Below are 3,037 nucleotides of genomic sequence, written 5' to 3'. Positions count from 1 at the left end.
TTTATGAATTAGAAACTTAACCCTGATAGGGTTTTATTACTTTGTTGCCAGCTCATCAACCTTCTCAAGCAGCTCTGTGAGCTCAGTAGCCTCCTGGTGAGTGCCCATAATCTTCATCAGTCTTTCAGCATCATTCAGGGACAGCTTGCCATCACCAAGCAGGGATAGGACGTCCTTTGTACTTTCAGCGTGCAACTTGACTACATCACTGGCCTTCAAAATGATTTGCTTCAAGGCATCCCAGACTTCTTCCCTGGCACCACTGTTTGTTGATCGCAGCTCGGACTTGCCAAGGCTAGCGTTAATGTATTCATCAATAAGCGGGGAGGCTTTTTCTAAGAACTCCTGCCGCAGTTTATTTGGTGTATTCATATTAAATACCTCATCGTATTTCGTTTCAGACGCAATGCGTTAATGGATTACCTAGCAATACTTTGGGTAGATGCACTACCCTTTTACCGTTTGCAATGCCTTGATTCAGATATTTAGTGACTGAATCGAAAGTTAGTAGTGGTCAGGTGACGAAGTGACTAAATGGCTCAGTGAAAACACGAATTTGCTGTTTTTTTACTTTTTAGCGAAAAAGTAAGTCTACCTAGTCACCACGTCACCTCGATGCACTAGTTACCGCATCTTTTTTACATATACATACTCGTCACCGTCTCTGTAGTAGTGTCCGTAATCAATCAACACTTTCAGTATTTCTGATAGATCGTCCCTTAGACTCTCGGCAACATTCTTTCGAATAGCACCATATGTTGCCCTTTGTATCTTTTTATCGTTATCAGCGCGATCAGACAGCTTCCTGGCCTTATTGTGGATAGCACTGCTTTTAATGGCTCTCATAGCCTGCAGGTTCTGGTCTGTTAAAAACAATACGAATTCACATGCTGACTGGTACACATCTAGAGGTATCTCAAGCTCTGCTTTACTCATGAAATCATCAGTGCGTAATGCAAGGAATACTGTGGCCATTTTTGCCGATAGAGTTACAATTTTGTTGATTGAATCGTAATTTCCAGACCAGTCTGTTTTTAATCTCTGAGCAACCTGATTATTTAATTCCCTCCAGTACTGCTTGGCTTCATTTGAAAGATGGATGTTTATTGGCTTGTTGATAACAACGCATAATGATCTAATTTTGTCGTAGTAAGGCTGCATGAGTTTTTGATTTAGAGGTCTATTTTCAGCATTCTCCAGCATATTGATCGGGTCGAATCCCTGAATGTAAATCCAAAATCGAGCAGCCATACCTGAGGTGATATAGCCTTCTTTAGCTAACAGTTGTTCGATTAAATCAAGTTGGACGAATCCAAAAATATTCAGACATATCCTTCGTAGAACAATATCCTTGAAACCACCGTCCGAACCAACACGGCTATATACATAATCTCCATTTGTTAAGCCTTTTAGGTATATATTCTCACCACTGCCGTCATCTCTTCTCATGCCAGAAATATTGCGTATCATATTTCGGGCATCATCACTAAAGATGGCTTGTGTTGTATTTTGTGCGTCAAGCACTCTAACCAGCTTCTCTTCAGTGATGTCCTCTGAGATGAAAAATGGTTTTGGAGAGTTGAGTTGATCGATTTTTACCTGCAGCGCAATCGCCTCAGTTGAGCCTTTTAATATTTCTTCAGGTGTTGCGCCCTTTTTAAATTTTTGCAAGGCTTTAATTTGATTTTGATAGGCTGTTTTAACAACTTGATTGCCTGACTGCTGATTATCCCATTTCTCTTGTAACTGCTCTTCAAACTTGAAAAATGGTTCGCCCATCTTTTTAAATATCTCTGACTTGCGTCCTCCTGAGCTCGCACCTATAAAGACCCCCATTGAGCAAGGATGGACAAGGTCATCCATTTCGTGGATTTTTACATTCTTACCCAGTAGAGCTGAAGTAACTTGAACACCACACAACACTGCTGAATATACTGCCCCTGTTTTGGTCCAGTCGGCTACTTCCTCTGCAGCTTGAATTAGCACGTTAGGAAAATGCCTGATATCTATGGGATCGCTTTCAGGCACATGAAATTCACCAAACTCACGGCGTTTTGGCCTGTTGTATTCAGCTATTGTCTGGTCAGTTTTTTCACCAGTTTCCGGGTCAATAGCACTCAGCTCATGCATTAACTCCCTGGCATACTCAGATTTGGCCTCATTCAGCGAGAGGCTGGGATACTGGTGAAATGCAGCAAGGTCGTATGCATCGAATACACGTTCATGGAGCTCACCCATTGAGGCATGATGTGAATATGCAACAGAGTAATCACCACGATTACTTGGGAATACAACTACCCCATGGGTACCCGTTCCTGAGTCAGGTGACCGCCAACGGTTCTGTCCTTTTGATGTGTACCCGTATTCTGAGAAAATCTGATCAATACTGAATGTGGCATTGAACGCTGCAATTACTGATTGCTTGCCATCCTTGATTAACTGGACCGGAGCATACTCTTTATCTGCCCTGAGTACTGAGTGGTCTAAGTCAATCTCTGCGATTGATTCATCCTTGTAAACATTACCAGTGAGAGTTATAAACCCGGTGACATTGTCTACACCAACTTGCTTAGGGGTAACTGTAGGTTTGATGTTATAGCTATACCAGACATGGTAGCCCTGACCTGAAGGGCTTATATCTATAAAGGTTTGTTCATTCAGGTAATACTCAAGAAGATCCTGATCAAATCCTTCTTTATAAGCATCCAGATCTTTGATTGAAAATAAACGCCCCAGTTTCTTGCTAGCGAGTTTCAGGCTAACTGTTAGTACGCGTTTATCATCGAGCTCTGCTTGTACTTCCTCAAGGCTATACAGAGTGTCAGGATTCGTGCAGGACTGGTGAGTGTATCCATGCCTTCCTTTACCTGGGCGCTTCTTCTGTCCAGTTGGTATTTCAAAATAACCCCAGATTGGCTCATCTGCCAGTACAAACAGTTCTTGGGGTATGCCAGCACCTAGATATGTCTCATTTGGATTAACCGTCGATTCAGAAGGAAGTGAGCTCATGCCGACCCTCCACCAACATGATTCATCT

Annotated in this window: 2 protein-coding genes; both read right to left on the bottom strand. The window is 42.3% G+C overall.

The features are described from left to right. Positions 1-36: 36 nt before the first annotated feature. Positions 37-372 carry a hypothetical protein gene (locus BOW51_RS09075; RefSeq protein WP_078477444.1) on the bottom strand — a complete coding sequence of 112 codons (336 nt, stop codon included), beginning with the start codon at positions 370-372 and terminating at the stop codon, positions 37-39. 252 nt (positions 373-624) lie between these two features. Beyond that, entirely contained in the window at positions 625-3,009 is a 2,385-nt protein-coding gene (locus BOW51_RS09070; protein ID WP_135568199.1) for a DUF3987 domain-containing protein, read from the bottom strand. Positions 3,010-3,037 lie beyond the last annotated feature (28 nt).

It is taken from the genome of Solemya elarraichensis gill symbiont, from assembly GCF_002021095.1.
Classification (GTDB): Bacteria; Pseudomonadota; Gammaproteobacteria; order Chromatiales; family Chromatiaceae.
This window is presented reverse-complemented; position numbering and strand designations above follow the sequence as displayed.

What these genes read in the sequence shown, in the direction of transcription:
- BOW51_RS09075 (WP_078477444.1), bottom strand. Translation starts at nt 372, where the DNA reads ATGAATACACCAAATAAACTGCGGCAGGAGTTCTTAGAAAAAGCCTCC.
- BOW51_RS09070 (WP_135568199.1), bottom strand. Translation starts at nt 3,009, where the DNA reads ATGAGCTCACTTCCTTCTGAATCGACGGTTAATCCAAATGAGACATAT.